The following is a 14,247-nucleotide window of genomic DNA, read 5'->3' on the forward strand; positions in this document are numbered from 1 at the left end:
TCGCCATGCCCGTTGATCCCGCTCGCCTCGACATCCTGACCGCGCTGGCCCGCAAGGCGCTGTGGCTGTCGTCCTGGACCATCCACCACGCCAACCACGTCCGCGCCAATGCGGACGGCCTCAAGGTCGGCGGCCACCAGGCCTCCTCCGCCTCGCTCGCGACCATCATGTCCGCGCTGTACTTCCACGTGCTGCGGCCCGAGGATCGCGTCGCGGTGAAGCCGCATGCGAGCCCGGTGTTCCACGCCATCCAGTATCTGTTCGGCCGCCAGACCCGCGAGAAGCTGGAGAATTTTCGCGGCTTCAAGGGCGCGCAGTCCTATCCGTCACGCACCAAGGACGTCGACGACGTCGATTTCTCCACCGGCTCGGTCGGCCTCGGCGTCGCGCAGACGCTGTTCTCTTCGCTGGTGCAGGACTACGTCAAGGCGCATGGCTGGATGAAGGACCGCCGCGAAGGCCGGATGATCGCCCTCGTCGGCGACGCCGAGATGGATGAGGGCAACATCTTCGAGGCTCTGGCAGAGGGCTGGAAGCACGGCCTGCGCAACACCTGGTGGGTGGTCGATTATAACCGTCAGTCGCTCGACGCCGTCGTGCGCGAGGGGCTCTGGGAAAAGTTCGAGACCATGTTCCGCAATTTCGGCTGGGACGTGGTGATCGTGAAATACGGCCGGCTGATGCGCGATGCCTTTGCCGAGCCCGGCGGCGAAGCCTTGAAGCGCTGGATCGACAACTGCCCGAACGCGCTCTACGCGGCGCTGTGCTTCCAGGGCGGCGCGGCCTTCCGCAAGCATCTGCACGACGAGATCGGCGACCAGGGCCCGATCACGAAGCTGATCGACAGGCGCAGCGACGAGGAGCTGCTCGCGCTGATGTCGAATCTCGGCGGCCACGACATGGCGAGCATGCTGGAGGCGTTCGACTCCATCGATCATGATCGCCCGGTCTGCTTCATCGCCTACACCATCAAGGGTGTCGGCCTGCCGTTCCAGGGCCACAAGGACAACCACGCCGGCCTGATGACGGTCGCGCAGATGGAGAAGTACCGCAACAGCCAGAACATCCGGCCCGGACACGAATGGGACAAGTTCGAAGGGCTGACGCAGGATGCGGCCGAACTCGAAGCTTTCCTTGCACGGGTGCCGTTCAACCAGGACGGCCGCCGGCTGACGGCTCCCGTCGTCGAGGTGCCCCAGCAGCTCGCCTTCAAGCCGTCGCCGCAGATGTCGACCCAGCAGGGCTTTGGCCTCGTGCTCAACGAGATCGCGCGCAGCGACAGCGAGCTGGCGAGGCGCATCGTGACGACCTCGCCCGACGTCACCGTCTCCACCAATCTCGGCCCCTGGGTCAACCGCCGCGGGCTGTTCGCGCGCGCCGAGAAGGCGGACTTATTCCGCAGCGAGAAAATTCCCTCGACCTACAACTGGGACGCCTCGCCCAGGGGCCAGCATATCGAGCTCGGCATTGCCGAGATGAACCTGTTCATCATGCTGTCCGCGCTCGGCCTGTCGCACCAGATCAACGGCGAGCGGCTGCTGCCGGTCGGCACGCTCTACGATCCCTTCATCGAGCGCGGCCTCGACGCGCTGAACTATGCCTGCTACCAGGACGCCCGCTTCATGGTGGCGGCGACGCCGTCCGGCATCACGCTCGCGCCGGAGGGCGGCGCGCACCAGTCGATCGCGACGCCGCTGATCGGGATGGCGCAGGATGGCCTGGCTTCATTCGAGCCGGCCTTCGTCGACGAGCTCGCCGTGATCATGGCGTTCGGTTTTGAGCACATGCAGCGCGAGGCGGGCGAGGGCGGCTCGGTCTATTTGCGGCTTTCCACGCGCAGCATCGAGCAGGCACAGCGGATCATGACGCCGGAGCTGAGGCAGGGCATCACCGATGGCGCCTATTGGCTGCGCAAGCCGGGCCCGAATGCCGAAGTCGTGATCGCCTATACAGGCGCGGTCGCACCGGAAGCGATCGAGGCCACCGGCTTCATCGGCGAGAGCCGCCGCGACGTCGGCCTGCTCGCGATCACCTCGGCGGATCGTCTCCACGCCGGTTGGACCGCCGCGCGGAAATTGCGGCGCGACCGCCGCGGCGTGCAGCATCTCAGCCACATCGAAAAACTGCTGGCGCCGCTGCCGCGCGACTGCGGCATCGTCACCGTGATCGATGGCCATCCCTCCGCGCTCGGCTGGCTCGGCAGCGTCCGCGGCCACCGCGTCGAGGCGCTCGGCGTCGAGCAATTCGGCCAGACCGGCAGCATCGCGGACCTTTATCGGCACTACGGCATCGATGCCAACGCCATCATCGATGCGGCCGAAAGCCTCACCACCGGTGCGCCGGTGCTGCACCGGAAGATGGCGGTGTAGTCGGGGTAACCACGCGCATGGGCCCCGGCTCTGCAGCGCATCACTGAAGAAGTGCTGCGCTGCGTCCGGGGCACGAGCGTGTTTGCACTCGCTCCAATCTCGTGTCCCGGACAAGGCGCGACATGAAATGTCGCGACGCCGAGCCGGGACCCAGAGCCGCTTGCCTCGCTTCAAATCGCGTCCCATATTCCGCGCGCTCGCCGCAACGCTGGCCCCGCATATGGCGGGTTCAATTGCCGGCGCTTTCGTGCAAGGATGCCTGCCGAAACGCCCCCTCCAAGCTCCAAGAAGAGGTTAATGATGGTCAATCGCATGCAATTCTACATCGACGGCGCCTGGGTCGATCCCGCCGTCAAGAAGTCCACCGCCGTGGTCAATCCGGCGACGGAAGAGGCGATGTACGAGGTTGCGCTGGGCTCCAAGGCCGACGTGGACAAGGCCGTCGCCGCCGCCAAGCGCGCCTTTGCCACCTTCTCCCAGACCAGCCGCGAGGAGCGCGTCGCGCTGCTGTCGAAGGTCATTGAGGTCTACAAGGGCCGTCTCAAGGAGATCGGTGCTGCCGTCTCCGACGAGATGGGTGCGCCGCTGCCGATGGCGGAAAAGCTCCAGGCCGGCGCCGGCCTCGGCCATCTCATGACCACGCTCGACGTGCTCAAGAACTATCATTTCGAGGAGCCGGTCGGCACCGCCATGGTGCTGCGCGAGCCGATCGGCGTGGTCGGCATGATCACGCCCTGGAACTGGCCGCTGAACCAGATCGCCTGCAAGGTCGCGCCCGCGCTCGCCGCTGGCTGCACCATGATCCTCAAGCCCAGCGAGTTCACCCCGACCTCGGCGCTGATCTTCGCCGAGATCCTGCATGAAGCCGGCGTGCCGAAGGGCGTGTTCAACCTCGTCAACGGTCTCGGCCCCGAGGTCGGCGCCGCCATGAGCGAGCACCCTGATATCGACATGATCTCGTTCACCGGCTCGACCCGCGCCGGCATCGACGTGGCCAAGCGCGCGGCGCCGACCGTGAAGCGCGTCAGCCAGGAGCTGGGCGGCAAGTCGCCGAACGTCATCCTCGAAGGCGCCGACCTCACGAAGGCGGTGACCGGCGGCGTGATGCACATGTTCAACAACTCCGGCCAGTCCTGCAACGCGCCCTCGCGCATGATCGTGCCGCTGTCGAAGATGAAGGAAGTCGCCGCGATCGCGAAGGCCGTGGCCGACAAGACCAAGGCCGGCGATCCCCGCGCCGAAGGCACCACCATCGGCCCCGTCGTCAACCGCGGCCAGTGGGACAAGATCCAGGGCCTGATCAAGAAGGGCATCGACGAGGGCGCTACCCTCGTCGCCGGCGGTCCGGGCCTGCCCGAGGGTGTCAACAAGGGCTTCTATGTCCGCCCGACCATCTTCGCCGACGTCACTCCCGACATGACGATCGCACGCGAAGAGATCTTCGGACCGGTGCTGACCATCATCGGCGCCAAGGACGAAACCGATGCGGTGAAGATCGCGAACGATACGCCGTATGGCCTCGCGGGCTATGTCTACGGTCCGTCAGTCGAGGACGCCAAACGCGTCGGCCGCCAGATCCGCGCCGGCAACGTCAACCTCCAGGGCGTGCCCAACGACCGCACCGCACCGTTCGGCGGCTACAAGCAGTCGGGCAACGGTCGCGAGTGGGGCAAATTCGGCCTCGAGGACTTCCTCGAAGTGAAGGCCGTCGCCGGCTTCAACGCGGCGTAAGCATCATCGCGTGAACGAACACGACGCCGGAGCGGGCAACCGCTCCGGCGTTTTCGCTTTGTCATTGCGAGCGCAGCGAAGCAATCCAGAATCTCTCCGCGGAGGCAGTCTGGATTGCTTCGTCGCAAGTGCTCCTCGCAATGACGGAGGCAACACGAAGCGCCTATCCCCCCACCGCACCTTGCGTGTTGACGTACAGCGCGTAGATCGACTGGCTCGCGGCCATGAACAGGCGGTTGCGCTTGACGCCGCCGAAGCAGAGATTGGCGCAGCGTTCGGGCAGCGCGATGCGGCCGATCATGACTCCGTCCGGTGCGAACACCACCACGCCGTCGAGCTCGGGATCGCCCATGCCCCAGCCGCACCAGAGATTGCCGTCGATATCGCAGCGCATGCCGTCCGGCGTGCCGGGGCCGGCATCGATATGGACGCGCTTGTTGGAAATCGTGGTGCCGTCGGCCGAGACGTCATAGGCAAGGATCTTGCGGTTCGGCACCCCGCGCGACTCCACGACGTAGAGGATTGTCTCGTCCGGCGAGAAGCACAGCCCGTTCGGCCCGAGCACGCCTTCGGCGACGATCGTCGCCCTGCCGGTCGCGGGATCGAGCCGGTAGACGTTCGGCTCGATCTCGGGCTCCGCCTTGTAGCCTTCGTAGTTGCCGAGCAGGCCAAAGGTGGGATCGGTGAACCAGATCGAGCCGTCGGACTTCACCACGACGTCGTTCGGCGAGTTCAGCCGCTTGCCGTCGAACGAGTCGATCAGCACGGTGATGCTGCCGTCATATTCGGTGCGAACGACGCGCCGCCCGCCATGCTCGCAGGTGATGAGCCGTCCCTGCCGGTCGCGGGTGTTGCCGTTGGCGAAATTCGACGGCTTGCGGAACACGCTGACGGCGCCGGTCTCTTCCTCCCATTTGAGGATGCGCTGGTTCGGAATGTCGCTGCACAAGAGATAGCGCCCGTCGCCGAACCACACCGGACCCTCGGCCCAGCGCAGGCCGGTCGCCAGCCGCTCCACCGCCGAAAGTTTCAGCCAGTATTTTTCGAAGCGGGGATCGAGTGCCTTGATCGCCGGGTCGGGATAACAGGTCGCCGGCCGCCAGCCTTGATTATGGGACGATGCATCGTTCATGCGCGGTTCTCGTCGTTGCGTTCCCTCTGTCCAAGTCTGCTAGCATCAGATATCCATGGCCGCAAATCGGTCACCACAGGCGAGAGAAGACATGCCGCGTATTTTGATGACGGGGGCTTCGGGCGGAATCGGAACGCGCCTCCGGAAACTCCTGCCGCCGATCTATCCCGATCTGCTGCTCAGCGACATCCGACCGCCGAACGACCTCGGGGCGAGTGAGCAGTTCAAGGCGGCGGACCTCGCCGATCTCGCGCAGTGCGAGGCGATTTGCGAGGGCGTCGACGGCATCCTCCATTTCGGCGGCTATTCGGTCGAAGGCACCTGGGATCAAATCCTCCAGGCCAACATCATCGGCGGCTACAATCTGTTCGAGGCCGCGTATCGCAAGGGCGTCAAGCGCGTGGTGTTCGCCTCGTCGAACCACGCCGTCGGCTTCTATCCGCGCCACCACAAGATCGGCACGGACGTCACTGCGCGGCCCGACAGCCGCTACGGCGTCAGCAAGGTGTTCGGCGAGGCCGTCGGCGCGCTCTATGCCGACAAGCATGGCCTCAAGGTGACTTGCCTGCGCATCGGCAATTTCGGCGACATGCCGCTCGACCAGCGCCGGCTCGCGATCTGGCTCAAGCCCGATGATCTGGTGCAGCTCTGCCGCATCGGGCTCGAACATCCCGACATCCATTTCGAGGTCTTCTACGGCGCCTCTTTCAACGAGCGCACCTGGTGGGACAATCACCGCGCCTACGAGCTCGGCTATCGCCCGACCGGCCGCGCCGAAGATTTCCGTGAGCACGCGATGGCGGAGCAGGCCAAGCTCAAGCCGGATCCCGTCGGCGATTATTTCCAGGGCGGCACATTCTGCAGCATGGAGTTCGATGCCGACCCAGGCCGCGTGATCGACTGGACCAAGCGGTAGAAGCGGTTCACCTGCCGAGCGTCAACAGCGGCTTGCCTGTCTCGACGATGTAGGTCGCAAGCTCCGCCGCGTTGCCGCTGCCGACGTTCGTTACCGCATGATGTACTCCGTGAGGAATGAGCAGCACGTCGCCGGCCTTCAGGATCACCGGCGGCCTGCCGTCGAGCCGATATTCCAGCTCGCCTTCGATCAGATAGACGAGCTCTTCGCCCGGGTGATTGTGCCTGACGGCGACAACGCCCGGAGGAAAATCGACGCGGACCTGGATGACCTCGCGTCCGGGGACGCTCAGAGCTTCCTTCATGAGATGTGTGCGCTTGATGTCTCCCAGCCGTGGCTCTTCGGATCGTGCGGCGAGCGAAGTCAGGCTGGTTGCGGCGATCAGCGCCGCCGCAACGATGATTCCATGTCTCTTCATGTGAATGGCCTTTCGGTTGTGCGCGAGGTTGCGCGGGTGTCGATCAGGCGGCGGCCGCTGCCGCGGGTGTTGCACGAAAGCTGATGGCCATGCGGTTGTAGGCGTTCATCAGGCTGATGGCGATCGTGAGGTCCACAAGCTCACGCTCCTCGAATACGGCGTGTGCGGCCTGGTAGGCCTCGTCAGGCACGCCGGTCTCGGCAACCCGCGTCACGGTTTCCGCCCACGCCAGGGCGGCCCGCTCGCGTTCGTCGAAGAGATTGCCGGCCTCGCGCCAGGCCTGCAGCAGCGCGATCTTCTCGACCTTCTCTCCCTTCTTGAGCAGGTCGCGCGTGTGCATGTCGAGGCAGTAGGCGCAATTGTTGATCTGGGAGATCCGCAGATAGACCAGCTCGATCAGCGTGGCGGAAAGGCGGCTCTGCAGGATGTAGCCGTAGACGCCGCCGAGCGCCTTGATGCCTGCCGGCGCGATCTGGTTGTAGTCGAGACGCTTACTCATGTTCCTCTCCTTGATGATGATCCTGCTCGGAGGCAGTGGTCAGATCCTTCTCGCCGCTGTCGACGACGAACACTGCGAGCAGGCTTGCGGGCTTGGACTGGCTCGCATTGCGACTGACGGGATGACGGGAGCCCGGCGGCTCGTAAAAGCTCTCGCCGGCACGATATACCCGTCTGGGTCCGTCGTTCACCTGAGACTCGACTGCGCCTGACAGCACGTAACCGAAGATGAAGGCGGACTTTGCGTGGATGTGCGAAGGCGACGCTCCGCCAGGTGCATAGTTCACAACCAGGGCCACGACTGACTTGCCCGGGATATTGGGGATCGATTGCTCGAAATGCGGCGTGACCGTTTCGCCGATGCCGTGGGCGGCGCTGGGCGCCGCACCCGCAATAACAATGGCAGCGCAAGCCGCACCGAGGATGGATGGCACTTTCATGGAAGTTCTCCTGTTTCGAATTCGTCTCTGTTGTGCTGTGGCCCGCCTGTTCACCTGCGGATGACGGCCTTCAGCGAGTCCGTGAACACCCAGAAGGAAGCAGCCAACAGGCCGACGTCCTTCAGCAGGAACTGCCCCGGCGCGACGGTGATCGCGGGCGCCCCGAGCTCCGGCACGACGACGCCAGGCGTCGAGATCATGAAGCTCAGCGTCGTGACGAACAGTCCGGCCGAGAGAAGGCCGCCGGCTGCGGAATAGATCGGGCTTGCCAGCCGGAGCGCGATCAAGAACCCGATGCTCAGTTCGACGAAGCCGAGAAAGGTGGAGAAGCCGCGGACCGAAAACAGCGCGTAGAACCAGCGCAACAGTGGGCTGTTCTCCACCAGAGGAACCAGCCCCTGGGCTTCGTAATCGGTGAACTTCATCCCGCCGAACCAGGCATAGATGATTGCAAGCGACGCATAGAGGCCGATCCGGCTGACCGGTTCGGCGTAGGCGAGCAGGCGTTCAGACTGATCGCGCCAGCTGATGGTGCGGCTCAGCGCGATGGGTGAGGTGGACGAGTGGCTGATGATGCGTGACATGGTTGTCTCCGTTTTGATGCTGGGTATCGCTCACGCATTCACGTGCGTGTGCAGGTTGTAGCGAGGGGCGGGAATGGCGCTCGAGAGCTTGTTCGTCATGGCGAGCCGCGTGCTCTCGTGGCGATCCCACGCGGACTGGTCGGCCAGCGCCGGGATCGTCACGACCTCGCCGAGGTCGAGACCCGCGAGTGCCGCGTCGACCATGTCGTCGGCCGACATGACGATCTCGGCGGGCAGTTGGTGAACCGGCGTACCGGCGACATCCCAGAACTCGGTCGCAGTGGCGCCCGGCAGCACGGCTTGCACGCGGATGCCCTTGCCGGCGAGTTCGTGAACGAGTGACTGGGTGAAGGCGAGCACGAAGGCTTTCGAGCCGCCGTAGACGCCGTTCAGCAGTTCCGGCGCGATCGCGGCGATGGAGGCGATGTTGATGATCGTGCCGTGGCCGCGGTCGATGAATCCGGGGACCGCCGCGTAGGTCAGACGCGTGAGCGCGCCGACGTTGAGGCGGATCATGTCCTCCATCTTGTCGACGTCGGAGGCGATCAGCGGTGCCGAGGCGCCGACGCCGGCGTTGTTGACCAGCACCGAGATGCCGGGCTCGGTTCTGAGGAGTTGCTCGATATGGCGCAGGTCGGACGGGGATGTGAGATCGGCTTGCACCGTCTCTACCTTGCGGCCGCTTTCATTGGCGAGCCGGCGCGCCAGCGATGCGAGCCGCTGCCTGTTGCGCGCAACGAGGATGAGGTCGTGGCCGCGCTTCGCCAGGCGGTCGGCGTAGATCGCGCCGATTCCGGTCGAAGCACCGGTGATGAGGGCAGTGCCCTTTCTGGTCTGGGTCATTTTCGTCTCTCCGTTTCGGTGCGGAGAGGAATAGGCACTTCCGGAAATAACGAGTATCTGGCAAATTCGGGATCTATCCTTCCAGAATATGGAAGTGCCCAGATGGATCGTCTCGAAAGCATGTCGGTGGTTTTGGCGGTGGCGGAGGCCGGCAGCCTGTCCGCCGCCGCACGCCGCCAGAAAATGCCGCTGGCAACGGTGAGCCGAAAGGTCTCGGAGCTCGAGGAGCACCTGCGCACCAAGCTGTTTCACCGATCGAGCCGCGTCCTCGTTCCCACCGACGCCGGGCGCTCCTACATCGCCGCAGCCAAGCGAATTCTTGCCGATCTCGCCGAGGCCGAGCGGGTTGCCTCCGGCGAATACACCACGCCGCGCGGAGATCTGAGTGTCACGACGCTCGTCGCCCTCGGTCGCCTCTGCCTGCAGCCGATCCTGGCCGAGTTCCTTGCAGCCTTCCCGGAGGTCGACGTTCAGCTCAACTTGCAGGACCGGACGCTCAATCTCCTGGACGAGCACATTGACGTCGCGCTTCGCGTCGGCGAACTCGCCGACAGCGGCCTGATCGCCGTGCGCGTGGGAGACATTCACCGCGTGGCATGCGCCAGTCCGGCCTATCTGGAAGTACGCGGGGTACCGCAGTCTCCCGACGACCTCTCTGCGCATGACTGCATCAGCTATCCTCCACTTCAGTCGCCGAACGTCTGGAGGTTCAAACGAGGGCAGACCGAGTATGCTGTCCCCGTGCGGTCGCGCTTCATTGCGAGCAATCTCGAATCGGCCTTCGATGCCGCACGTGCAGGCATAGGAGTCACCGTCGCGTTCTCATACCTCGTCGCCGACCCGCTGCGGTCCGGAGAGCTGGTCGCGCTTCTGCAGGACTTTCAGCCGCCGCCGCAGCCGGTCAACTTCGTCTATTCGCCCAACCGCTTCATGCCGGCCAAACTGCGAGCCTTTCTCGATTTTGCAGTACCGCGCCTGAGGGCGCGCTTGGCCGACATGTCCCGGGACGTGGCGTTGCGGAAGCAACGGGCGTGACTGCGTCGGGCGCGGAGATCAGAAATGCAGGTTGAGACGCAATAGCGCCTGGTGCCGTTCGAACTGCTCCAGGTTGAGGCTGCGGTTGTCGCCGACCGCGCTGCCTGCAACCTGCATCTGCCAGGTACCGGAAATGCCGACTTCCTTCGAGATGGTGTAGGAGAAGGTCGGGCCGGCGAAGACCGCATCGCCGACGAAACGGTCGAGTGCGCCGCCGTCATACGCCCGCGCGTAGCGAACGCCGAGGCCGAGCACGAGTTCGGGCTGCACCGCGTACGAGATCGCTGCCTGGAGCTGCATCTCGGAATCGTGTCGCCAAAGATTGGTCGCGATCTCGCGGGTTCCGCCGGTCCCGTACCAGACGTTGAAGGCCGCAAACAGCCTGTCCTTGACCAGCTCGCGATCGAACAGCGCGGCAAACTCTGCGCCATATTGCTGGATAGGCATGCCGCTGGCGTCGTCGATCCGGCTCCAGCCGGGCTGCGCGTGGAGGGTGAGCCCAAAGGGCGCGACGGCGCGATCGACAAGCTTGTAGCGCAGTTCGAGCGCGGCCCCACCGAAAGCGACGTCCGAATGATCGGCAAGTCCCGGAACGCCGCTGATGCGCTGTCCGCTCAGTGCAAATCCGGGTGCGATCCGGAAATTGTCCGAGACCGTGTACTTGATCTGATTGAGATTGGCCCAGGCCGCGTAGCTGCCGGAGCGCTTGCCGAACGCGCCGACATTCTCGAATTCGATCTCGATTTCGCCGGGCTTGCCGATGTCGGAGCCCATGCTGAAGCCGAAAATGTGCTCGGTGTCGATCTCCGCGTGGGCTGACGGCAGGTTCTGCGCAGGCTTCGAGGCGGCGTGGCTGAGCGGGTCGCGAGGCGTACCATATGTGCGCCCCGGCTTGTCGTCGGCGAAGGCCAAGGCACAGCTCGCCAGCTGACTGGCCACGATCGTTGCCGCCGCTACGGCGCGCGGGAAGCTCAATATTCCAGACACGAACAATTCACCTCTAAGCCGAGACTCGCTGATGGACGGAAGGTCTCAGGCGTGCGCTGACCGTATGCAAATGCAAGTCATTCGCAATGACATTTCATGAAATTGCCGCCGATGCAATTGTTGCGACTCGTTCTTAGTTGCGTTCAAGTGTCGCGGCTGGACTGAGCTCCAGCGCAATCGCCTAGGTGGGAGGCCGGGGGGCGCCCGGGAATTCGCGCGGGTCAGGCCTCGATCGATGCAAGACCAGGTGGCCGCACCGACTATGCGAGACCAGTGCGGATCGCGAGCGGCTGGGCGGTCCTTGCGCGCTTGTGGGCCACGCCGTGCCGGCCGGAGGCATTGACCGTGCTGCCGGCAAGAGGCTGCGACAGGACGTCTGCCCAGCCAGTCAAGCTAATCGAAATCAACCTCTGGCGATGTCCCGGCTTATCTTCTGCAATCGTGCAAAGGCGGCCCACGCGTTTGGATATTGGGCGTCTCTTGAATCGATCGTGAGCAGCGCGCGGCAGGCCTCGTTAATGTCGTCCGCTGAAGGACGCATGGAGATGTCGCCCGATGACTCCGCCCCCTTCCAGCGGTCCTCGACCTCTTTCGCCAGGGCCAATGCTTCCGACGGGGTTCGCTTCCGGGTTGGCTTCGCCAATGCGTGACCCAGAGGGAATGTGGGCCAGGCAGTGGGAGGCCGATCGGCTCGCCACTCGCCTTCCTTGGCTGCCTCGCGCTTCGCGGGCGGACTTGCCTGTCCATCTGCAGCATCAGGCGGAACGGTCCGGCCTGCCAGTTCGCGAATCTGCTGCTCCATCGTCCCGCCAGACGACGATCCGCCCGCCGATGGCGTCGGCGCTGTCAGGACGGGTGCAATCGACGTCTGCACCTCGGGGGCAATCTTCTGAACGGTCTTGACGACCGCCGACGCGCCGGGTGACAGAGCCGGCCGCTGTTGCGCGACCTTGTCGTCCTCGGTGGGGCAGGGCCGGTATCCCGAACGCTGACGCGTGATGCGTCCGTCATCATCGATGCGGGCAAGATCAATGGCCACGGTGTAGACGAAAGCGGCGTCGATGACCTGGCCGGACTTGTCCCTTGCCTTGACACCGCCGCAAACATACCTCGCCGCACCGGCTTCGACTGAACGCAACGCGCCGAATGTGGCCGTCTCTGGATCGATCAGCGCATGGCGGACGGCTGCGCGAGCTTTCGTGTGTTCGGAGGAGAGCGCGCTGATCAGGACGTCAGGATTGATCAATTCGGGCTGGTAGTACCACACATACTCGACGGCAAAAAAAGCTGCGCCGAAAGCCGCTGCGATCAGGACACCGGGTACATTCATGGGAATTTCTCCGGGTAAAGGAACCCGGCATGGTTGTTATTTGTTTCGAAAACCATTTGCGCTAGAGTCTTCTAACAAGTCGTTAATCGGTTGTGAGGTCGCGGAGAATCTACCAGACGATGGTCCTCGGGAAGGGATGAGCTCCGCCGGATCCATGCGTGCGCCTTGTTGACAATGCGGGGCGAGGCGGTACCACCATGGCAAAATGGACGGAGCAACCTGATGACGAGTGGCTTGCGCAAGGGTTTGACGAGCTATGGCGATGCCGGCTTCTCGCTGTTCCTGCGCAAGGCGTTCATCAAGGCCATGGGCTATTCCGACGACGCGCTGGAGCGCCCGATCGTCGGCATCACCAACACCTATAGCGACTACAATCCGTGCCACGGCAACGTCCCGCAGATCATCGAAGCGGCGAAGCGCGGCGTGATGCTGTCCGGCGCGATGCCGTTCGTATTCCCGACCATCTCGATCGCCGAGAGCTTTGCGCATCCGACCTCGATGTACCTGCGCAATCTGATGGCAATGGACACCGAGGAGATGATCCGCGCCCAGCCGATGGATGCGGTGATCGTGATCGGCGGCTGCGACAAGACGCTGCCGGCGCAGGTGATGGCCGCGATCAGTGCGGATCTGCCGACGGTGGTGATCCCGGTCGGGCCCATGGTGGTCGGCCATCACAAGGGCGAGGTGCTGGGCGCCTGCACCGACTGCCGCCGGCTATGGGCCAAATATCGCGCCGGCGACATGAACGATGCCGAGATCGAGGCGGTGAATGGCCGCCTCGCACCGTCGGTCGGCACCTGCATGGTGATGGGTACGGCCTCGACCATGGCCTGCATGATCGAAGCCATGGGCCTGTCGCTGCCGATGAGCGCAACGATCCCGGCGCCGCATGCCGAGCGCTTCCGTCTCGCCGAGGCGAGCGGCAAGGTGGCCGCCGAGATGGCGAAGACGAAGGGGCCGAAGCCGAGCGAGCTGTTGACCCCTGCCTCTTTCAAGAATGCGCAGGTCGTCCTCCAGGCGATCGGCGGCTCGACCAACGGCCTGATCCATCTGACCGCGATGGCGCATCGCTCGCCGCATCGGCTCGATCTCGCAGCTTTCGACCAGATCGGGCGCGAGGTGCCGGTGCTGGTCGATCTCAAGCCGTCGGGCGAGCATTACATGGAGCATTTCCATCACGCTGGCGGCGTGCCGAAACTGCTGGCGCAGCTCGGCGATCTCATCGATCTCGACGCGAAGACGATCACAGGCCAGACGCTGCGCGATGTCGCGGCGAACGCGGAGGACGTGCCCGGTCAGGACGCGATCCGCCCGCGCGACAATCCGATCAAGAAGGAGGGCGGCCTCGCCGTCCTGCACGGCAATCTCGCCCCGCGCGGCGCCGTCATCAAGCAGTCTGCCGCGAGCCCGAAACTGTTGCGGCACACCGGGCGGGCAGTCGTTTTCGAATCGGTCGAGGACATGACCTTGCGGGTCGACGATCCCGATCTCGACGTCACCGCCGACGACGTGCTGGTGCTGCGCAATGCCGGCCCGAAGGGCGCGCCGGGCATGCCGGAAGCCGGCTATCTGCCGATCCCGAAGAAGCTCGCGCGCGGCGGCACCAAGGACATGGTGCGCATTTCGGATGCGCGCATGAGCGGCACCGCGTTCGGCACCATCGTGCTGCACATCACGCCGGAATCCGCCGTCGGCGGGCCGCTGGCGCTGGTCGAGAACGGCGACATGATCCGCCTCGACGTCGAAAAGCGCAGCATCGAGCTGCTGGTCGATGCCGCCGAGCTGGAGCGGCGCCGCGCCGCGCTGAAGCCGGCCGCCGTCCCCGGGGAAATGCGGCGCGGCTACGCCTGGCTGTTCAACGAGACCATCATGCAGGCCGACGAGGGCTGCGACTTCGACTTCATGCAGAGGACCGGGAAGCAGACGGAGAAGCGTTGATCGGCCGCGCGAACGAACGCTCG

13 protein-coding genes are annotated in these 14,247 nt (G+C 64.6%); 5 read left to right on the plus strand and 8 right to left on the minus strand.

Annotated features, from left to right (window positions below; translation table 11 throughout):
• Positions 1-5: 5 nt before the first annotated feature.
• Together FJV43_RS27615 and FJV43_RS27620 are read left to right on the plus strand one after the other, a co-directional pair.
• Positions 6-2,369, plus strand: a complete 2,364-nt coding sequence (locus tag FJV43_RS27615; RefSeq protein ID WP_239622169.1) for a transketolase — start codon at positions 6-8, stop codon at positions 2,367-2,369.
• A 300-nt stretch (positions 2,370-2,669) separates the two neighbouring features.
• A complete protein-coding gene (locus FJV43_RS27620; RefSeq protein ID WP_239629634.1) occupies positions 2,670-4,100 on the plus strand; it encodes an aldehyde dehydrogenase family protein in 1,431 nt (476 codons plus the stop codon).
• Positions 4,101-4,263: 163 nt separating this feature from the next.
• Here the strand turns inward: FJV43_RS27620 and FJV43_RS27625 are convergent, their stop codons facing one another.
• Positions 4,264-5,232: an SMP-30/gluconolactonase/LRE family protein gene (locus FJV43_RS27625; RefSeq protein ID WP_239622170.1), complete on the minus strand. Its 969-nt coding sequence runs from the start codon at positions 5,230-5,232 to the stop codon at positions 4,264-4,266.
• Between the two features lie 91 nt (positions 5,233-5,323).
• On the opposite strand from FJV43_RS27625, the gene FJV43_RS27630 reads away from it, so the two are divergent.
• A complete protein-coding gene (locus FJV43_RS27630) occupies positions 5,324-6,148 on the plus strand; it encodes an NAD(P)-dependent oxidoreductase (protein WP_239622171.1) in 825 nt (274 codons plus the stop codon).
• A gap of 7 nt (positions 6,149-6,155) precedes the next feature.
• Here the strand turns inward: FJV43_RS27630 and FJV43_RS27635 are convergent, their stop codons facing one another.
• Genes FJV43_RS27635 through FJV43_RS27655 form a run of 5 tightly spaced genes read right to left on the minus strand, consistent with a single transcriptional unit; the run spans position 6,156 to position 8,931 of the window.
• Positions 6,156-6,566 carry a cupin domain-containing protein gene (locus tag FJV43_RS27635; protein ID WP_239622172.1) on the minus strand — a complete coding sequence of 137 codons (411 nt, stop codon included), beginning with the start codon at positions 6,564-6,566 and terminating at the stop codon, positions 6,156-6,158.
• Positions 6,567-6,609: 43 nt separating this feature from the next.
• Positions 6,610-7,065 carry a carboxymuconolactone decarboxylase family protein gene (locus FJV43_RS27640; RefSeq protein WP_239622173.1) on the minus strand — a complete coding sequence of 152 codons (456 nt, stop codon included), beginning with the start codon at positions 7,063-7,065 and terminating at the stop codon, positions 6,610-6,612.
• Positions 7,058-7,504 (minus strand): cupin domain-containing protein, encoded by a 447-nt coding sequence (locus FJV43_RS27645; protein ID WP_239622174.1) that lies wholly within the window; start codon positions 7,502-7,504, stop codon positions 7,058-7,060. The genes FJV43_RS27640 and FJV43_RS27645 overlap by 8 nt, the downstream gene beginning before the upstream one ends.
• 50 nt (positions 7,505-7,554) lie before the next feature.
• Complete coding sequence (locus FJV43_RS27650; protein WP_239622175.1) at positions 7,555-8,088, minus strand: DUF417 family protein; 534 nt, start codon at positions 8,086-8,088, stop codon at positions 7,555-7,557.
• A gap of 30 nt (positions 8,089-8,118) precedes the next feature.
• Positions 8,119-8,931, minus strand: coding sequence for an SDR family oxidoreductase (locus FJV43_RS27655; protein WP_239622176.1), 813 nt, complete (start codon positions 8,929-8,931; stop codon positions 8,119-8,121).
• A 102-nt stretch (positions 8,932-9,033) separates the two neighbouring features.
• Between FJV43_RS27655 and FJV43_RS27660 the strand changes: the two genes are divergently transcribed.
• A complete protein-coding gene (locus tag FJV43_RS27660) occupies positions 9,034-9,966 on the plus strand; it encodes a LysR family transcriptional regulator (RefSeq protein ID WP_239622177.1) in 933 nt (310 codons plus the stop codon).
• 18 nt (positions 9,967-9,984) lie between these two features.
• Here the strand turns inward: FJV43_RS27660 and FJV43_RS27665 are convergent, their stop codons facing one another.
• Together FJV43_RS27665 and FJV43_RS27670 are read right to left on the minus strand one after the other, a co-directional pair.
• A complete protein-coding gene (locus tag FJV43_RS27665) occupies positions 9,985-10,953 on the minus strand; it encodes a hypothetical protein (protein ID WP_239622178.1) in 969 nt (322 codons plus the stop codon).
• 403 nt (positions 10,954-11,356) lie between these two features.
• Entirely contained in the window at positions 11,357-12,283 is a 927-nt protein-coding gene (locus FJV43_RS27670) for a hypothetical protein (RefSeq protein ID WP_239622179.1), read from the minus strand.
• A 222-nt stretch (positions 12,284-12,505) separates the two neighbouring features.
• Here FJV43_RS27670 and FJV43_RS27675 point away from each other — a divergent pair, with 222 nt between their 5' ends.
• Positions 12,506-14,224, plus strand: coding sequence for an IlvD/Edd family dehydratase (locus FJV43_RS27675; protein WP_239622180.1), 1,719 nt, complete (start codon positions 12,506-12,508; stop codon positions 14,222-14,224).
• Positions 14,225-14,247: the final 23 nt, after the last annotated feature.

The organism is Bradyrhizobium sp. I71 (genome assembly GCF_022354745.1).
In the GTDB taxonomy this organism is placed as follows: Bacteria; Pseudomonadota; Alphaproteobacteria; order Rhizobiales; family Xanthobacteraceae; genus Bradyrhizobium; species Bradyrhizobium liaoningense.

What these genes read in the sequence shown, in the direction of transcription:
- FJV43_RS27635 (WP_239622172.1), bottom strand. Translation starts at nt 6,566, where the DNA reads ATGAAGAGACATGGAATCATCGTTGCGGCGGCGCTGATCGCCGCAACC.
- FJV43_RS27660 (WP_239622177.1), top strand. Translation starts at nt 9,034, where the DNA reads ATGGATCGTCTCGAAAGCATGTCGGTGGTTTTGGCGGTGGCGGAGGCC.
- FJV43_RS27640 (WP_239622173.1), bottom strand. Translation starts at nt 7,065, where the DNA reads ATGAGTAAGCGTCTCGACTACAACCAGATCGCGCCGGCAGGCATCAAG.
- FJV43_RS27675 (WP_239622180.1), top strand. Translation starts at nt 12,506, where the DNA reads ATGACGAGTGGCTTGCGCAAGGGTTTGACGAGCTATGGCGATGCCGGC.
- FJV43_RS27625 (WP_239622170.1), bottom strand. Translation starts at nt 5,232, where the DNA reads ATGAACGATGCATCGTCCCATAATCAAGGCTGGCGGCCGGCGACCTGT.
- FJV43_RS27650 (WP_239622175.1), bottom strand. Translation starts at nt 8,088, where the DNA reads ATGTCACGCATCATCAGCCACTCGTCCACCTCACCCATCGCGCTGAGC.
- FJV43_RS27645 (WP_239622174.1), bottom strand. Translation starts at nt 7,504, where the DNA reads ATGAAAGTGCCATCCATCCTCGGTGCGGCTTGCGCTGCCATTGTTATT.
- FJV43_RS27615 (WP_239622169.1), top strand. Translation starts at nt 6, where the DNA reads ATGCCCGTTGATCCCGCTCGCCTCGACATCCTGACCGCGCTGGCCCGC.
- FJV43_RS27630 (WP_239622171.1), top strand. Translation starts at nt 5,324, where the DNA reads ATGCCGCGTATTTTGATGACGGGGGCTTCGGGCGGAATCGGAACGCGC.
- FJV43_RS27670 (WP_239622179.1), bottom strand. Translation starts at nt 12,283, where the DNA reads ATGAATGTACCCGGTGTCCTGATCGCAGCGGCTTTCGGCGCAGCTTTT.
- FJV43_RS27620 (WP_239629634.1), top strand. Translation starts at nt 2,670, where the DNA reads ATGGTCAATCGCATGCAATTCTACATCGACGGCGCCTGGGTCGATCCC.
- FJV43_RS27655 (WP_239622176.1), bottom strand. Translation starts at nt 8,931, where the DNA reads ATGACCCAGACCAGAAAGGGCACTGCCCTCATCACCGGTGCTTCGACC.